At 62.6% G+C, this 14,184-nt stretch carries 18 protein-coding genes; 11 read left to right on the top strand and 7 right to left on the bottom strand.

Translation table 11 applies throughout. The annotated features are described in order from the left end of the window. Position 1 precedes the first annotated feature (1 nt). Complete coding sequence (locus ACTHLA_RS05775) at positions 2–535, top strand: hypothetical protein (RefSeq protein ID WP_440186135.1); 534 nt, start codon at positions 2–4, stop codon at positions 533–535. On the opposite strand, the gene ACTHLA_RS05770 is transcribed toward ACTHLA_RS05775, so the two are convergent. The 5 genes from ACTHLA_RS05770 to ACTHLA_RS05750 form a co-directional block, all read right to left on the bottom strand. Further along, positions 536–2,437, bottom strand: coding sequence for a putative bifunctional diguanylate cyclase/phosphodiesterase (locus tag ACTHLA_RS05770; protein ID WP_440186134.1), 1,902 nt, complete (start codon positions 2,435–2,437; stop codon positions 536–538). Positions 2,438–2,626: 189 nt separating this feature from the next. Continuing rightward, positions 2,627–3,043: a Fur family transcriptional regulator gene (locus ACTHLA_RS05765; protein WP_440186133.1), complete on the bottom strand. Its 417-nt coding sequence runs from the start codon at positions 3,041–3,043 to the stop codon at positions 2,627–2,629. A gap of 10 nt (positions 3,044–3,053) precedes the next feature. After that, positions 3,054–3,512 (bottom strand): ribosomal protein S18-alanine N-acetyltransferase, encoded by a 459-nt coding sequence (gene rimI / locus ACTHLA_RS05760; protein WP_440186132.1) that lies wholly within the window; start codon positions 3,510–3,512, stop codon positions 3,054–3,056. Then, positions 3,509–4,156, bottom strand: coding sequence for a tRNA (adenosine(37)-N6)-threonylcarbamoyltransferase complex dimerization subunit type 1 TsaB (tsaB, locus tag ACTHLA_RS05755; protein ID WP_440186131.1), 648 nt, complete (start codon positions 4,154–4,156; stop codon positions 3,509–3,511). Before tsaB ends, rimI begins: the two co-directional genes overlap by 4 nt. After that, the gene (locus ACTHLA_RS05750; RefSeq protein ID WP_440186130.1) at positions 4,153–4,719 is read right to left on the bottom strand and encodes a NifU family protein; all 567 of its coding nucleotides are present in this window, start codon (positions 4,717–4,719) and stop codon (positions 4,153–4,155) included. Before ACTHLA_RS05750 ends, tsaB begins: the two co-directional genes overlap by 4 nt. Before the next feature lie 135 nt (positions 4,720–4,854). Between ACTHLA_RS05750 and ACTHLA_RS05745 the strand changes: the two genes are divergently transcribed. From ACTHLA_RS05745 to ptsN, 10 genes are all read left to right on the top strand, one after another. Further along, entirely contained in the window at positions 4,855–5,517 is a 663-nt protein-coding gene (locus tag ACTHLA_RS05745; protein WP_440186129.1) for a dienelactone hydrolase family protein, read from the top strand. A 53-nt stretch (positions 5,518–5,570) separates the two neighbouring features. Next, the gene (locus ACTHLA_RS05740) at positions 5,571–6,101 is read left to right on the top strand and encodes a hypothetical protein (RefSeq protein ID WP_440186128.1); all 531 of its coding nucleotides are present in this window, start codon (positions 5,571–5,573) and stop codon (positions 6,099–6,101) included. A gap of 66 nt (positions 6,102–6,167) precedes the next feature. Then, positions 6,168–6,788, top strand: coding sequence for a ribonuclease D (locus tag ACTHLA_RS05735; protein WP_440186127.1), 621 nt, complete (start codon positions 6,168–6,170; stop codon positions 6,786–6,788). 16 nt (positions 6,789–6,804) lie between these two features. Further along, positions 6,805–7,521 carry an LPS export ABC transporter periplasmic protein LptC gene (gene lptC / locus ACTHLA_RS05730; RefSeq protein ID WP_440186126.1) on the top strand — a complete coding sequence of 239 codons (717 nt, stop codon included), beginning with the start codon at positions 6,805–6,807 and terminating at the stop codon, positions 7,519–7,521. A gap of 30 nt (positions 7,522–7,551) precedes the next feature. Continuing rightward, entirely contained in the window at positions 7,552–8,133 is a 582-nt protein-coding gene (locus ACTHLA_RS05725; RefSeq protein ID WP_440186125.1) for an LptA/OstA family protein, read from the top strand. Between the two features lie 56 nt (positions 8,134–8,189). Beyond that, positions 8,190–8,921, top strand: coding sequence for an LPS export ABC transporter ATP-binding protein (lptB, locus tag ACTHLA_RS05720; RefSeq protein WP_440186239.1), 732 nt, complete (start codon positions 8,190–8,192; stop codon positions 8,919–8,921). A 116-nt stretch (positions 8,922–9,037) separates the two neighbouring features. Next, a complete protein-coding gene (gene rpoN / locus ACTHLA_RS05715) occupies positions 9,038–10,555 on the top strand; it encodes an RNA polymerase factor sigma-54 (RefSeq protein WP_440186124.1) in 1,518 nt (505 codons plus the stop codon). 410 nt (positions 10,556–10,965) lie between these two features. Beyond that, on the top strand, positions 10,966–11,094 hold the full coding sequence (locus tag ACTHLA_RS05710; protein WP_440186123.1) for a hypothetical protein: 129 nt from the start codon (positions 10,966–10,968) through the stop codon (positions 11,092–11,094). Positions 11,095–11,293: 199 nt separating this feature from the next. Beyond that, on the top strand, positions 11,294–11,908 hold the full coding sequence (hpf, locus tag ACTHLA_RS05705) for a ribosome hibernation-promoting factor, HPF/YfiA family (RefSeq protein ID WP_440186122.1): 615 nt from the start codon (positions 11,294–11,296) through the stop codon (positions 11,906–11,908). A 161-nt stretch (positions 11,909–12,069) separates the two neighbouring features. Then, positions 12,070–12,534, top strand: coding sequence for a PTS IIA-like nitrogen regulatory protein PtsN (ptsN, locus tag ACTHLA_RS05700; protein WP_440186121.1), 465 nt, complete (start codon positions 12,070–12,072; stop codon positions 12,532–12,534). Positions 12,535–12,707: 173 nt separating this feature from the next. Here the strand turns inward: ptsN and ACTHLA_RS05695 are convergent, their stop codons facing one another. Next, entirely contained in the window at positions 12,708–13,121 is a 414-nt protein-coding gene (locus tag ACTHLA_RS05695) for an Hsp20 family protein (RefSeq protein ID WP_440186120.1), read from the bottom strand. A gap of 74 nt (positions 13,122–13,195) precedes the next feature. Next, on the bottom strand, positions 13,196–14,140 hold the full coding sequence (locus ACTHLA_RS05690) for an alpha/beta fold hydrolase (RefSeq protein WP_440186119.1): 945 nt from the start codon (positions 14,138–14,140) through the stop codon (positions 13,196–13,198). Positions 14,141–14,184 lie beyond the last annotated feature (44 nt).

Raw genomic sequence — 14,184 nt, 5'->3', positions numbered from 1 at the left:
CATGTCGGCCTGTTCAGCGCTTTTCGTATCTGCGGCCCTTCTATCCGCGTCTCTCATGGGCGCGGCGCCCGCAGCGGTTCTGGCGCAGGACGCGGCGCCCTCGCGCCAGCTCGACAGCATCAGCTTTTATCGCGGCGCCTGCCACAGCCTGACCACGCCGGATGGCGACGTCAGCCAGACTTGCGCGCCCGCCCTGATCCAGAATCTCTATTCGGACGGCGATGTCGGTTACAGCTTCATCCACGTCGCCCCGGACAACCATGCGCAAGCGGCGGTGTCGTTTCTCGGCAATGGCGGCGGCATGGCGCCGGGCAGCATTGCGGTCGCAGGCGTGCTGCTCAACGGGCCGGACGGCAATGAGAGCTATGAAGGTCGCGGCGTCTGCACCCGCGCCGGCGCCGATGACGGACCGCAGAGCGTCAGCTGCGAAGCCACGACCGATAACGGCATGTACACGGCGACCTTCGTATCCGACGGTTCGGCCCCGCAGGTGCGCGACATGACGGAGTCAGCGGAAAAAGCGCCGAAAAAATAATCAGACGCGAGCGCCTGTCTTTCCGGCGAAGCCTGCGCCAGCCAGCCAGGCCGACACCGCATCGCCCGACATGGGGCGGGCGTAATAATAGCCCTGCGCCGCGCGGCAGCCCAGAGCTTGCAGGGTGCGCAACTGGCCCTCGGTCTCCACGCCTTCGACGATGCAGGTCAGGCCCATATCGGCGCACAGAGCGATCAGCGATTTGACGATCTTCAGACTGGCGCCGTTATGTTCGATATCGGTGACGAAGGAGCGGTCGATCTTCAGCTTGTCGAGCGGCAGCTTGTGGACGTGGCTGAGCGAGGAATAGCCGGTGCCGAAATCGTCGAGCGAGATGCCGACGCCCATCGCCTTGAAGGTGACCGCGGCGGCGCGAGCCTGACGCGTATCGTTGGCGATGGCGGTTTCGGTGATCTCGAAATCGAGACGGCGCGGATTAACGCCGGAGCGGTTGATCAGGGCGATGATCTGCACGGCGGTCTCGGCGTCGGACAGGTCGTGCGCCGACAGATTGAAGGACAGCCGCATCGGCTCCGGCCAGGCTTTGAGCGCCGCCAGCGCCTTGGTCAGCAGTGTCTTGGTGACCTGACGGATCATGCCGGTGCGCTCGGCGGCGGGAATGAAGGCGTCGGGTCCGACGGCGCCAAGCGTCGGATGCGTCCAGCGCGCCAGCGCTTCGAAGGCCGTGGTTTCGCCGCTGGCCACGTCGATGATCGGCTGGAAGACCAGCGACAGTTCGGCGTCGAGATCGGCGTTTTGCAGGGCGTGTTCCAAAGTGCGGTGCGCGTTGATCTCGCCTTCGTGTTCCGCTGAAAAGACGAGCATCTGACCGCGCTGACGGCGCTTGACCTGATAAAGGGCGTAATCGGCGCGCTCGAACAGGCCCTCGGCGTCGCGGGACGACGACGGATAGCAGGCCACGCCAACCGAAGCGCCCAGCAGCGCGTGCGAGGCGCCGATGGCGTAAGGCTGGCGGATGGCGGTCTGGATCGCAGCATTCAGCCCATCGAGCGCGGTCGCATTTGGATTACCGGTATAGATAAAGCCGAACTCGTCGCCGCCGAGGCGCGCCAAGGTCACCTGATCGCTGGCGTGACCGCCGCAGACCGCGCGCAGGCGTTGCGCCGCCTCGACCAGAACGCGGTCGCCGGTGGCGTGGCCATAGGTGTCGTTGACCGGCTTGAAGCCGTCCAGGTCGATAATGCCGACCGCAAAGCCCTTGCCGTCCGCCTTGGCGACGGCCAGAGTCGCGTCCAACTCGGCGAAAAACCAGCGGCGGTTGGCCAGTTCGGTCAGGCTGTCGCAATTGGCGATGCGGAAATTGTCCTCCGACAAGCGCCGCGTTTCGGCCTGCGAAGCGACCAGACGCTCGAAATCGCGCGAATAGACCAGAAGAATCATCACCATGGCGGCGGACACCAGCAACAGATTGACCGCCATGGCGCGCAGCGAGGCGTGGCCCTCGAAGAAGAAGTAGAGGATGAACGGTATATTGGCCATCAGCGTGACCAGTAGCGCCGCCGGACGCAGGTGCATCAGACAGAAGACGCAGCCGATCACAGTCAGGGCCATGTAGAAGACGACCTGTCCCTGAGCATAGGGATCGCCGTAAGGATAAAGCATCAGCCCCCAGGTGGTGAAGGCCAGGGTCAGGGTCGCCGCCAGCACGGTCGTCATGCGCATATGACGCAGAACCTCGGCGTCGCTGAACTGGCGCCTGCGCGCGCGCAGCCACCAGATGGCGCGCAGAAAGCAGCCTCCGGCCAAGACCAAAGGGGTGTAGATGCTGAGCCAGGAGGGCGCGAAATGCGAGAAGGTGTAGGCGGCGGCCAGCGAATTGCTGGTCAATATAAAGTAGAGCAGCGGAATCTGCTTGGAGAAGGCGTTGAACTGCGCCCGCATCAGCTCCCGGTTATCGGACGCAATCCGAAACAGGGCGACGATCGCGTCGAGCTTGAATCTGCCTGTCGTCCGGGCTGTAATCCTGATCTCTCCCTCTGGCCGCGCCTTTTGCGCCGCCGGAAAATCAGTCTAGCGGATCAGCGTATATAATCGGTTTAGGGAGAGAAATTTTATCGCCGGACGGCGCGCCTATTTGGCGTCTTCCTCAAGCGGCACGCCGTAAAGCTCCAGCTTGTGCCCGACCAGGCGATAGCCCAGCTTGCGCGCCAGAGCCTCCTTCATCTCCTCGATCTCCTTGTCGAAGAACTCGACCACCTGGCCGGTCTTGATGTTGATCAGGTGATCGTGGTGGTCGTCGCCCGCCTCTTCGTAACGCGAACGCCCGTCGCCGAAATCGTGGCGCTCGACCACGCCAGCCTCTTCGAACAGCCGCACCGTGCGGTAAACCGTGGCCAGGGAGATGTTCGGATCGACCGCCGCTGCGCGGTGATACAACTCCTCGACGTCCGGGTGGTCATGCGCCTGCGACAGAACGCGCGCCACGACGCGGCGCTGTTCGGTCATGCGCATGCCTTTTTCAATGCACTTCTGTTCAATGCGTTCCATGGCGCGGACTCTATGACGCGCCGTTCTGCAAGGCAAGCCTGAGAATATAAGCGTCCACCGGCGGCGCGTTGCGGCGCGAATAGTAGGCCTTGCGCCGCCCGCTGCGCACAAAGCCGCAGCCTTCGTAAAGGCGGATGGCGTGCATATTGTCAGTGGCGACCTCAAGGAACAGGCTGTCGGCCCCCTCCTTGCGCAGGGTTTCGATCACCTGCAGCAGCAGAAGCCGCGCCAGCCCCTTGTTCTGATAAGACGGATCGGTGGCCAGGGTCAGGATTTCGCCCTCGCCCGCCACCACGGCCATGACGACGAAACTGACGATCTCGCCGTCGGCCTCGAAGACATAGGTGCGATGATGCGGCTTGATCAGCAGGTCGGCGAAGACGTTTTCGCTCCAGCCGAAGTCGAAGCAACGGGTGTGGATATGCGCAAGCTGGGCCGACGGCGCGTCGAGCTGTCGGACGGCGCTCATCCGGCGGCGTCCGTAATCGGTGGTAAGCTGATAATGCCACGCCTCGACGCCACGGCGTCCGCCTCCCGCATATAAAGGGGCGTCAGATCATCACGCCCGCCAAGGGCTGTCAATTCGGCTATCGCATCAAGCGAAGGCCAGTCCTGCGCGACCACATGCAGGCCGGGCAACAGGTCCGCCGCCCTGTCCGCCGCTGGACCGGTCAGGGTCGTGACGGAGGCGGTGCGCGCCAGAGCGACCAGCCCTTCGGCGTCGAGGCTATGCGCCCCCGCCCTGTGCTGAACGTAAAACCGCCCTCGCCCGCCGTCGATCACAGCCATAGCGTCGCCTGCGAGCGCCGGATGACGCAGCAGCGCCTCCAGCGTCCCCACCCCCTGCAGGTTCAGATCCAGCGCCGCCGCCATGCCCTTGGCGAAGCTCAAGCCCACGCGCAGGCCGGTGAAGGAGCCGGGGCCAAGCGTGACGCCGATATTGGTCAGATCGCGCGGCGTCGCCTCCGCCTTGCGCAACAAGGCCGCAACCATCGGCCCCAGCGCCTCCTGATGACCACGCGCCATCGGCTCGGACTGCGTCAACAAAGCTGCGCCGTCGCGGTAAAGTCCCGCCTGACAGGCGCCCAGCGCCGTGTCGATGACCAGGATCAAAGCACGGCCTCGATGGCCTTCACCTCCGGCACATAATGCTTCATCAGGCTCTCAACGCCCTGACGCAAGGTCGCTGAGGAGGACGGACAGCCCGCGCACGCGCCGCGCATATGCAGATAGAGCGTGCCGCTGTCGAGGTCGAACGAGTCGAATTCGATGTCGCCGCCGTCCTGCGCCACCGCCGGGCGTACGCGCGTCTCCAGCAGGTCTTTGATTTCAGCGACGATCTGGCCCAGCTCGCCCTCATAGACGGTTTCTTCCTTGTGCGTTTCCTCGCGCAGGATTGGCTGGCCTGACGTGTAGAAGTCCATGATCGCGGTCAGGATCGGCGGCTTCAACTGCGCCCAGATCAGGCTCGATTCCGGCGAACGGCGCACGGTGAGAAAGTCCGAGCCGAAAAACAGCGCCGATACGCCGTCAATCGCGAACAGGCTTTGCGCCAGAGGCGACGCCTCCGCGTCCTGTTCTGAGCGGAATTCGCGCGTCCCTGTCTCCAGCACGCTTTTGCCGGGGATGAACTTGATGACGTCGGGATTGGGCGTGGCTTCGGTCTGAATAAACATGGTGCAATCTCGCTTTTCCGCCGCACAGATGGGCGCAAAGCGGTCTGAAAACAAGTCAATTTGTCATCCGGCGCGATTGCGCAGACGTAAAAGGGGTCTATAAAACCGCAACCGACACGCATACGGAGAAGCGCCATGGGCCAGATGATCAGTTTGCAACGTCCCGACGGCGGCGAAATCGCCGCCTATCAGTCCGATATCGAGGCGGACCGTCCCAGCGTCATCGTCCTGCAGGAATGGTGGGGGCTGAACGATCACATCAAGTCGATCTGCGACCGCTTCGCCGCCGCCGGTTTCAACGCCCTGGCGCCCGACCTCTATCATGGCCGCGTCGCCAGGGACGCCGATGAGGCCAGCCATATGATGAACGGCCTCGACTTTCCGGGCGCCGTGCATGAGGACGTCGCCGCCGCGCTCGCGCATCTGAAGACGATCAACCCGAAGGTTGCGGTTATGGGCTTCTGCATGGGCGGCGCGCTGACCATCGCCGCCGCAGCGCGGCTCGACGGTTTCGGGGCCGCTGTCTGTTTCTACGGCGTCCCGCCGCGCGCCTTCGCCGCGCCGGAGCAGATAAAAATCCCGTTTCAGGGCCATTTCGGCGCCAAGGACGACTGGGTGACGCCGGAAGTCGTCGCAGGCCTCGAAACCGAAATGACCAAGGCGGGCAACCCGCCCGAAGTCTGGTCCTACGACGCCGATCACGCCTTCTTCAACAAGACGCGCCCTGAAGTCTATAATCCTGAAGCCGCCGAACTGGCCTGGACGCGGATGATTGCTTTCCTGAAGACGAAGCTCTAGGCTGCAAGGCTCAAGGGGGGGGGATTTTCATGACTGTACGACAGATCGCCTATTTGGCCAGCCGCCTGTTCGCGGCCTGGCTGCTCATTCAGGTCATGCCGCAACTGGCCGATATTCTAGGTCGCTACCTGGCGGGGAGCGAGCTGAACGTTACGCGGCCCGTTATCTACTTCCTGATCGTCCTGGTGTTTCCGATCGTCGGCTGCATCGCCGCCTATATTTTCTGGAACAAGGCGAATTGGGTGTCGTCTCTGCTGGCCGCCGACGCCCCGTCTCCAGACCTCCCTTCCTCAGCGTCCGGCGCAGGCGGGCAGACGATCGCATGGGAACGTCTGGGACTCATGGTGGCCGGGGCATTTTCCGTCTCTGGCCTGCTGACAGAGCTATCGCGGCTCTTATCTGAAATCGTGAACTACGGCGGTTTCAATGAGGATGCCAGGCACAATGGCTATATGTTGACGTATATTTTTCACGCCGTAGCCAGTCTGGGGCTGGCCTATGTTTTTCTGGCCCGGCCCGAGAGCTTTATGGCGCTTGTGAAAGCTTTGCGGCGCGATTCTGTCCGTCGAGCGGACGCCGATTGACCTGAACGGCGTTTGGGCTTAGGCCACAGCTTTGAATTTCCGTGACTTCCCGAAAGGCCGCGCATCTTGACTATCCATTATCATGAAGGCGACCTGCCCGAAGGTCTCGATCTGGGCTCGTCGGTCGCCATTGATTCTGAAACCATGGGCCTGCGCTTTCGCCGCGACGATCTGTGCGTTGTGCAATTGTCGTCCGGCGATGGCAATGCGCATGTCGTGCGCCTGAACCGTCCGGCTTACGACTGTCCCAACCTCAAGCGTCTGCTGGCCGACCCCAAGGTGCTGAAGCTGTTTCACTTCGGTCGCTTCGACATCGGCATGTTCGAACTGCATCTGGGCGTGACCACGTCGCCGGTCTATTGCACCAAAATCGCCTCCAAGCTGGCGCGCACCTATACCGACCGGCACGGCCTGAAGGATCTGGTGCGCGAGCTTCTGAGCGTCGATCTGTCCAAGGCGCAGCAATCGAGCGACTGGGGCCAGAAGACTCTGACGCCGGAGCAACTGGCTTATGCGGCCTCGGACGTTCTGCACCTGCACGCGCTGAAAGAGAAGCTGGACATGATGCTGGCGCGCGAAGGCCGCGCCGAACTGGCGCAGGCCGCGTTCGATTTTTTACCGCACCGCGTCAAACTGGATTTGGCAGGTTGGGAAGATTGCGATATTTTCGCCCATTCCTGGAGCTGATCAGCAGGCCCGTCCGATGAATCTCAGCGATCTCGCCGCCCCCGAAGGCCCGCGTCCCACCGGACTTCTGTCCGGCGGCGGACTGGCGCGCGGCCTCGACGCCGAGACAGAGATCGCCGAACGCCACGCGCGACTGGCCAAGCAGGCGATCATGGTGCGCAGGCGTTCGCGTCGCGTCAAGCTGATGCGCTATCTGCTGCCGGGAACGATCATCGCCCTGCTGCTGCTCAATATCGGCTGGATCGTCACCCAGACCATCATCAATTCGATGAACGTTTACGCCAGCGCCGACGCGGAAATCCGTATGACCAATCCGCGCTATTTCGGGCGCAATGACAATGGCGAGCATTTCACCATCAGCGGCCTTGAAGCGGTGCGCAAGGGGCGCGATTCGACCACCATTACGCTCAAGGCGCCGATGATCGACTTCAACGCCGATTCCGGTCGCGTGACCCATGTGACGGCGGCGAATGGCGTCTATGACCAGAATACGCGCAAGCTGACCCTGATGGGCAATGTGCGCCTGAATGACGGCGATATGGATATGAAGACCGAACAGGCCGTGGTCGATCTGATCAATTCCAGCATCGCCGGCGACAAACACGTTGAAGGAACCAACGCTTCGGGTCATATAGAAGCGGAATCCTTCGTCATCACGGACAATGGCGCCCATTCCATCTTCCATGGCCGGGGCGACACAAAGGTCTGGATCACCATCAACAATACCAAATGACGCCCTGACGGCGGAAGAGCGAACGGCAAGATGAAGATGCGGAAATCAGGCGCGACGACATGGGTCGGAACTCTGGCGGTGCTGGCCCTGGTGTCGGCTGCGGCGATTGCGCCTGAACTGACCCAGGCTCAGGTGTCCTCGCAGGGCGGGCCGATCATGGTCGGCTCGGACACGGCCTCCATGAACCAGGCCGATCACACCCAGACCTTGGACGGGCGGGTTGAAATCATCCAGCAGGACGCGCGCCTGCGCGCCGATCACGTCGTCATGACCTATCTGCCTGGCGAAACCGAAAACAGCTTCGGCCCGATCAGCACCATCGTGGCGACCGGCAATATCTATTATGTCCGCCCCGATTCGACGGTAAAGGGCGACAAGGCGGTCTATACCAAGTCGGACGACACCATGGTGGTCACCGGCGACGTGGTGCTGACCCAGGACAAGAACGTGATGACCGGCAACAAGCTGGTCTCTCAGGTCGGCAAACACATCACCACGCTGGACGCCAATCCGGTCAACGGCAATCCGGGCCGCGTCCACGCCGTCTTCTATCCCGACGACAAGAAAGGCGCGAGCGCGTCATCCTCCGCCAGCAGCAGCGCGGCGCATTAAGGACCTACGCCGTGATTTCCGACACGATCCTCTCGCCCACGGTCAAAGCGACCGCGATTTCCGACGACGACGGCATCCGCGTCGAAGGCGTCGGCAAGACCTATAAGGAGCGCGCCGTCGTCAAGAGCGTGTCGCTATCGCTGCGCCGCGGCGAGGTCGTCGGCCTGCTGGGGCCGAACGGGGCGGGCAAGACGACGTGCTTCTACATGATCACCGGCCTGATCGAGGCCGATTACGGCGTCATCCGGCTCGACGGTCAGGACATCACCCGCCAGCCCATGTATCAGCGCGCCCGCATGGGCATCGGCTACCTGCCGCAGGAAGCCTCGATCTTTCGCGGCATGTCGGTCGAGGAAAACGTCATGGCGGTGCTGGAGCTGCACGACGACAATCCGCGCGCCATCGCCGAGGAAACGACGCGCCTGCTCGAAGAACTGCGCATCACCCATATCCGCCGCTCTCCCGCCACGGCCCTGTCGGGCGGCGAGCGCCGTCGCGTCGAGATCGCGCGCGCCCTGGCGGGCAAGCCCTCCTTCATTCTGCTTGATGAGCCGTTCGCCGGCATCGACCCGCTGGCCATTTCCGACATCCGCGAGGTGATCACCTATCTGAAGGGCCGCGGCATCGGCATATTGATCACCGACCACAATGTCCGTGAAACGCTTGAAATCGTCGATCGCGCCTCGATCATCCATTCCGGCGAGGTGCTGTTCGAAGGCACGGCGCAGGAAATCACCCACGACCCGGAAGTGCGCCGCGTCTATCTGGGCGACACTTTCGGCGCTTAAAAAGCCATGCGCGCAAAAATCGTGCCAATCTGCTCAGGCGGTTAAGCTTTCCAAGCAAATATTAACGAACGCATGGCAGGATCGGGTCCGCAACAGGATTACGGACACGGCGACGCATGGCGCTTGGACAAAGACTCGAACTCAGGCAGGGACAGGGGCTGGTCATCACGCCCCAGTTGCAGCAGGCGATCAAGCTGCTGCAATTGTCCAATCTTGAGCTGGAGGCGGTGATCGAAGCCGAGCTAGAGCGCAATCCGCTGCTGCAACGCGACGACGCCGATCCGGCTGCGGACGCCTCCGAGACGGATGCGCCCGTCGAGACCGGCGGCGACGATATGCGCGAACTGACCCTGTCCGACCGCGACGCGGGCGACGCCAACAACCAGCTCGACGCCAGCGACGGCGACGTCTATGGCGAAGACGCGCCCTCGGTGCGCGAACGCGAACCGACCGCCGATGCGGGCGAAGGTCCGGTGGTGGACTGGTCCAAGGCGGGCAAGGGCGGCGGCGGCTTCGACGGCGACGACGAAGGGCTTGAGCGCAGTCTGACGCGCGACAAATCCTTACGCGAACACCTGACCGATCAGGCGCTGATCGCGCACTTCTCTACATCCGACATGGCCGTCGCCCAGATCCTGATCGACGGCGTAGACGAGGCCGGATACTTACGCGTCTCCCTGCCCGAAATCGCCGAACGGCTGGGCTGCGGCCTTGATCTGGTCGAGGATGTGCTGCAACGCTGCCAGGGCTTCGAACCGACCGGCGTGATGGCGCGCAGCGTGCCGGAATGCCTGAAGCTGCAACTGATCGAGCGCAACCGTTTCGATCCGGCCATGGCGGCTCTGGTCGAACATCTCGACCTGTTGGCGCGGCGCGACCTCGGCGCTTTGCGCAAAATCTGTGGCGTCGATGATGAAGACCTGGCCGAGATGATCGCCGAGTTGAAGGCGCTTAATCCGCGCCCCGGCGCCGCCTTCGACGCCGAACCGTCGCCCGCCATCGTCCCCGATGTCTTCGTGCGCGCCGACGCCAGCGGCGGATGGCGCATCGACCTCAATTCCGACACCCTGCCGCGCGTGCTGGTCGATCAGACCTATCACGCCCGCGTCGCCCATGCGGCGCGTTCGGATCAGGAAAAGACCTATCTGCACGAATGCCTGAACCAGGCCAACTGGCTGATCCGTAGTCTGGATCAGCGCGCGCGCACCATCCTGAAAGTGTCGTCGGAAATCGTGCGCCAGCAGGACGCCTTCTTCGTCTATGGCGTCGAATACCTGCGCCCGCTGAACCTCAAGACGGTCGCCGAAGCGGTCGGCATGCACGAATCGACCGTGTCGCGCGTCACCACCAACAAATATATCGCCACGCCGCGCGGCGTGTTCGAGCTGAAATTCTTCTTCACCGCCGCTATCGCCTCGTCCGACGGCACGGCGGCCCATTCCGCCGAAGCCGTGCGCCACAAGATCAAGAGCCTGATCGACGGTGAAAAGGCGTCGGGCGAAATCCTGTCTGACGACCGCATCGTCGATATTCTCAAAGAGGCTGGCGTCGATATCGCGCGACGCACCGTCGCCAAATACCGCGAAGCCCTGCGCATCCCGTCATCGGTCGAACGCAAGCGGCAATTGCGCTGACGACGCGAAAACGGCGTCCTGCGGATTGTTACAATCCCACTCCGAAATTGTGACCGAGGCGCCTCTTTCTCGCATATGCGAGATGTGTTATGACAGCGCTGTCATCAACACTTAGATTGTGTGTTCCTATGAAGACCCTGTTTGACCGCATCGCCGCCGCCCTGCTCGCCTTTGGCATGGCCCCTGGCTCCGCGCTTTAATTTCAGCAAGAAGGTCCATGCCCATGAAGACCCTGTCCCAATTCATCGTCCGCCTTGTCGTCCTGTGGGGCCGCGCGCACCGTCTGCCGGTCGTCGAGTAATCCGCCCCTCTCCTGATCCGCGCCTTATACCGCGCGACCCATATCCCGCCTGAGCGTTTACGGCGACCGGTCTATAAGCGAAGATCAACTTCGTCAAAACGGTCGCCCCATGACACGCTATAGATTGCCGCTTGCCTTGTCCGCGCTTCTGGCCCTGGCCGCCAGCTCAACCCTGATCGCTGCGCCCTCCCTGTCCCCCGGCTTTGCGCACAGTGCGGAAAACTTCAATATTCATTAATAAATTCAACGTGAAGCCTGCGCCGTTCGGTCGCAGAGCTTACACAGTTTCGTGACTTTTCACGCCCCATGAAAGGCGTAAAGTCCTGCTTGCATACCTTCGGTATCCTGAAGGATGCGGGCGCGCCGGGGGCGAGCCGCTTTTGGTCATCACCCGGGCGGTCAGGTTCTTAACCTAAAAGAACGGAGCGTACTTCGCTATGCAAATTCAAGTCAGCGGAAAACAGGTTGAAGTCGGCGAGGCTCTGCGTGAGCGCATCGAAAGCGAACTGTCGCAAGGCGTCGCAAAATATTTCGAGCGCGGCGGCATCGCCGAGGTCACGATCTCGAAGCAGGGCTATCTCTTCAAGGCCGACTGTCTGGTGCGCCTGGCCTCCGGTCAGGTGCTGGTGTCCCACGCCTTTGGCGGCGACGCCCATTCCGCTTTCTCCGGTACGCTCGACAATATGGAAAAGCGCGTCCGGCGCTATAAGCGACGGCTCAAGAGCCACCATAACGGCGCGCCGCAAAAAGAAGAGATCGCCAATGTCACCGTGCTGCGCGCGGCCGATCTTGACGGCGCCGATGTGGACGATGATTTCGATGACGGCATGGATCACGGCTCCGAACCGCAGGCCATGATCATCGCCGAGACCCAGGCGCCTTTGCGCACCCTGACGGTCTCCGCCGCCGTGGCCGAAATGGAGATGTCCAACTATCCGGTCGTGATGTTCCGCAACGCGGCGCACGGCGGCTTTTCAGTCATTTATCGCCGTCCAGACGGCAATATCGGCTGGATCGATCCAGAGCGCACCAATGTGCGCGGCCACGCGTAAACGCGCCGATTCTGTGCGCGCAATACGCGAAATGGGCTGAAAGCCAGTCAAAAACTTGTCATCTAGGGGTGGGTTGACGCCTGCGGCCCGCCCCTTTAAGGCAACGCGCGGCGTTAACGTCGTTACGGATGCGCCAAAATTTAAGCCTTCACGGACGGATTATGTCTTTAGCCACCCTGCTCGAACGCAACGCTATCCTGGGCCATGTCAGCGTCAATTCCAAGCGTCAGGCGCTTCAGGTGATCGCCGACGCGGTCGCGCGCAACCTCAAACTGGACGCTGGCGAGGTGCTGCAGGCCCTGCTGGAGCGCGAAAAGCTCGGCTCGACCGGCGTGGGTCTGGGCGTCGCCGTGCCGCACGCCGCGCTCAAGGGTCTGGACCGTATGTACGGGGTATTCATGCGGCTGGAGACGCCGGTGGATTATGAAGCCATCGACGACATGCCGGTCGATCTTGTCTTCGCCCTGCTGGCGCCCGAAGACGCAGGGACCGAGCATTTGCGCGCCCTGGCCAAGGTGTCGCGCCTCTTACGCCAGAAAGACCTGCGCGAACAGTTGCGCGCCATCGACAATCCCGACGCCATCTACGCCCTGCTGACCGACATGGCCGACAGCAACGCGGCTTAACCTGCAAAGCAGGTTAAGCTTTTTTTGCGTTCAATTGCCCCCATGTCCGCTTTTGCGGACATGAACATCTCAGACATCGTTTTAGCTTCGCTAAAACCGGGGCTCTCGCGCAAACGTGCGCGGCGGCCAAAGCAGATAATTTAAGCGCCCTTGCCGAAGGCGAGCCTTCGGAATTATTCAGCTTTAATCGGTATCGTCTGCGCGACGTCGCTGGGTTCGGGCTTTTCCAGGTCGATATGCAGCAAGCCGTGCGCCAGAGCCGCTTCCGTCACCTGCCAGCCATCCGACAAGACGAAGGCGCGGTTGAAGCCGCGCAGGGCGATGCCGCGATGCAGATAGTCGCGCTCCACACTCTCAGCCTTATCGCGCATAGCGCTGACCGTCAGATGCGCGCCGCGCACCTCGACGCGCAACTGATCCAAGGTGAATCCGGCGACGGCGATGCTGATGCGCAAACGCCCTGAAGGCAGGGCCTCGACATTATAGGGCGGGTAGGCGTCATGATTGCGCCCGACGCGCTCGATCAGGAGGCGCATCTCGTCAAAACCCAGAAGATAGGGACTGTCGAATATCACGCCGCGCGCCATGCCGATCTCCGCTGTTGCAGATGGGATATGGGGCTTGGCCACAAGTAAGGCAAGACGTTCAGGGCTTTGGACGTTCAGGCCTGGACGTCAAGAAAATCCTGTATCGCCAGCCGCGCCTGCGCCTCGCTCAGGTCGGGCGCGTGGCCGACATGGCTGATATCGACGCGGGTGAAGTCGCCGCCGCCCGCGCGGCTGGCGCGCTTCATGGCCCGAATCTCTTTTTCGCCGATCAGGTCGGACTGCGCGCCATGCAGCAGCAGGACGGGGCGCTGATGCGCCAGGCTGGCATAGCACGGCTCCAGATCGTAGGCGGCCAGATCGAGCGTCAGATGACGGCAGGCGGCGGTCAGGCGCGGATCATAGGCCGCGTGCAGCCGCCCGTCGCGGCCCTTACGATAGAGGCGCTGCGCCATGTTCAGCCAGTCGGACGCTTCATAGTTCGGATAGTCTTCGCCGGACTGTTCCGCCAGAACGGCGGCGACCGAAACCCAGTCGTCGTGGGGCGCAAGCTCGGCTTCGGCGCGGGCGGCGATGCGCGCCAGCCCCTTTTTCGTCAGCTTCGGTCCGACATCGTTCAGAACGGCGGCGCGCACCAGATGCGGGCGCAAGCTTGCCAGCACCATAACCGCCAGACCGCCCATCGAACTGCCGATAAATATCGCCTGACCGATGCCGAAGGCGTCGCACATCTGCGCCACATCGCGCGCATAGGTCCACAGGTGATAATTGCCCGCGTCGGGATCGTTTTCCGACAGGCCGCGCCCGCGCAGGTCCGGCGCGATGACGCGGCGCTCAAGGGCGGAGATATAGGGGGCGACGGTCTCGAAATCGGCGCTGTTGCGGCGCATGCCGTGCAGGCAGATCACCGGCAGACGCACGCGCCCGGCCACCGCCGGATAGTCGCGCGCATAGAGCTGCAAGCCGTCCTCGCTGCGCCACCAGCGATCCGCATAGGGCAGGGGCTTGCGGACCAGCAGCGGCGGCGCTTCGGGGGCGAAGTCCGCAACATCTGTTTCCATCCGCTGTTCGCTGAGCTGGCGCAAAGGAGTCGCTCACATTTCCG

Source organism: Asticcacaulis sp. (assembly GCF_051956075.1).
Taxonomy (GTDB): Bacteria; Pseudomonadota; Alphaproteobacteria; order Caulobacterales; family Caulobacteraceae; genus Asticcacaulis.
The sequence above is the reverse complement of the archived record's forward strand: the minus strand, read 5'-3'. Positions and strand labels throughout refer to the sequence as shown.

Coding starts and splice junctions, on each gene's coding strand:
- ACTHLA_RS05775 (WP_440186135.1), top strand. CDS start 2: ATGTCGGCCTGTTCAGCGCTTTTCGTATCTGCGGCCCTTCTATCCGCG.
- ACTHLA_RS05770 (WP_440186134.1), bottom strand. CDS start 2,437: ATGCGGGCGCAGTTCAACGCCTTCTCCAAGCAGATTCCGCTGCTCTAC.
- ACTHLA_RS05765 (WP_440186133.1), bottom strand. CDS start 3,043: ATGGAACGCATTGAACAGAAGTGCATTGAAAAAGGCATGCGCATGACC.
- rimI (WP_440186132.1), bottom strand. CDS start 3,512: ATGAGCGCCGTCCGACAGCTCGACGCGCCGTCGGCCCAGCTTGCGCAT.
- ACTHLA_RS05750 (WP_440186130.1), bottom strand. CDS start 4,719: ATGTTTATTCAGACCGAAGCCACGCCCAATCCCGACGTCATCAAGTTC.
- ACTHLA_RS05745 (WP_440186129.1), top strand. CDS start 4,855: ATGGGCCAGATGATCAGTTTGCAACGTCCCGACGGCGGCGAAATCGCC.
- lptC (WP_440186126.1), top strand. CDS start 6,805: ATGAATCTCAGCGATCTCGCCGCCCCCGAAGGCCCGCGTCCCACCGGA.
- ACTHLA_RS05725 (WP_440186125.1), top strand. CDS start 7,552: ATGAAGATGCGGAAATCAGGCGCGACGACATGGGTCGGAACTCTGGCG.
- rpoN (WP_440186124.1), top strand. CDS start 9,038: ATGGCGCTTGGACAAAGACTCGAACTCAGGCAGGGACAGGGGCTGGTC.
- ACTHLA_RS05710 (WP_440186123.1), top strand. CDS start 10,966: ATGACACGCTATAGATTGCCGCTTGCCTTGTCCGCGCTTCTGGCCCTG.
- hpf (WP_440186122.1), top strand. CDS start 11,294: ATGCAAATTCAAGTCAGCGGAAAACAGGTTGAAGTCGGCGAGGCTCTG.
- ptsN (WP_440186121.1), top strand. CDS start 12,070: ATGTCTTTAGCCACCCTGCTCGAACGCAACGCTATCCTGGGCCATGTC.
- ACTHLA_RS05695 (WP_440186120.1), bottom strand. CDS start 13,121: ATGGCGCGCGGCGTGATATTCGACAGTCCCTATCTTCTGGGTTTTGAC.
- ACTHLA_RS05690 (WP_440186119.1), bottom strand. CDS start 14,140: ATGGAAACAGATGTTGCGGACTTCGCCCCCGAAGCGCCGCCGCTGCTG.